The sequence below is a fragment of the Nitrospirota bacterium genome, assembly GCA_030645475.1.
GTDB lineage: Bacteria > Nitrospirota > Nitrospiria > Nitrospirales > Nitrospiraceae > Palsa-1315.
The window spans coordinates 1-1402 of the sequence record JAUSMA010000046.1 but is presented as its reverse complement, the minus strand read 5'-3'; the positions used below and the strand labels follow the sequence as shown (position 1 = coordinate 1402).

1 protein-coding gene is annotated in these 1402 nt (G+C 56.3%); it reads left to right on the top strand.

Annotated elements, in window-relative coordinates:
- The first annotated feature begins 265 nt into the window (after positions 1-265).
- Positions 266-1231, top strand: a complete 966-nt coding sequence (locus tag Q7U76_08915) for a VIT1/CCC1 transporter family protein (GenBank protein ID MDO8356495.1) — start codon at positions 266-268, stop codon at positions 1229-1231.
- Positions 1232-1402: the final 171 nt, after the last annotated feature.

Genomic DNA, 1402 nt, shown 5'->3' with positions numbered 1-1402 from the left:
CGACTCTGAAGAATTCGCGCTTCTGCGTCATGTCGTCAGCAACCTTTCATACGCCCGGCTCAGGATCCATCCATGCATGATCGAGTAGAACAAAGAGAAGCGAGTCCTTCCGAATTATAGCAGGCCCTCGATAGCCCCCAGGGCACCGGCGTTGAGCCACCGCCTGGCGGCTAGAGTTTGTGGGCGAGAACCAAATGGGTCTCTGCTATAATCTGCCCGACCACCAGCAGATCTTTCAACAAATTCAAGCCGTTGGAATGGCATAATGCCAACCGCTCACCGCGACGATCCCACGCTCGCACGACTGCTCATCCTTGATGAGCTCTTCGACCTTTCTCTCTACAAAGCTCTGCGGGATATTTCGGCGGATGCGGATGCCAAGAATACACTGGATGAATTAGTGCTGATCGAAACCAGACACCTGGCTTTCTGGCAAAAATTCTTCGACATGAAGTTGGAACGCCTCAACCTGGGGCGTCGGCTGAAGCTATGGTGCTTTATATGGCTCTGCCGCCTGTTCGGTTCCACCGCGGTCCATCTCGTCCTGGAAGCCATCGAAGTCTACGGGGTCAGAAAGTATCTCGCCCTCTGGAATTCCTACCAGGATCAACCCCTGGGTGAAGCACTCAAGGGGATTCTGCAAGACGAGTTCAAACATGAGGATGTGCTCGTCACGAAACTAACCGAGCGGAAAATCAATCCCGAAAAGATCCGCAATATCTTCTTGGGCCTCAACGACGGTTTAGTGGAAATCCTCGGTGCAGTCAGCGGGTTTTTCGGCGCCTTTGGCGACGCCGTGACCGTCTTAATCGCCGCCTCGACCACCGCTGTGGCCGGTGCACTGTCGATGGCAGCCGGGGCGTTTCTTGCACTGAATTCAGAAAAAGAAGTGCGCGCCATGGAGGCGGCGAAGAAACGATTCCTTGGAGAGGAGACCGGCTCAGCAGAGATGCAGGAACAGCCGTTAACGTCAGCGTTATTTGTCGGTAGCGCCTATGTCATCGGCGCATTGGTTCCCGTGCTCCCCGTACTTTTCGGCGCGAAGGACGCGCTAGTGTCCGTCCTGACGGCGGGGACCATGGTCATCCTCGTGTCGTCGATTCTCGCGTTCTTGTCTGGGATGGAGATGAAACGCCGGATTCTGCTGAATCTCGTGATCATCACCGTCGCGGTGAGCGTGAGTTATGCGATTGGGTTGGCGGCGAAACAGATCTGGGGGATTGCGGTGTAGCAGGCCGCTGAAAAAGTCCGCCCGCTTCGTTCTCGCATCGTTCAGACCCTCAACGTACCCCAAGGGTACGCCTCGGCCCTTCACTCGCTGCGGCCTTGCTGGACGGCCTTTTTGAGCGGCCAGCCGAGAGCCTATCTTAGCGGCTGTGGACCATGGGCAACTCGCGCGACC

Excerpts from the sequence above, each read along its gene's own strand:
- Q7U76_08915 (MDO8356495.1), top strand. The coding sequence starts at position 266 with ATGCCAACCGCTCACCGCGACGATCCCACGCTCGCACGACTGCTCATC.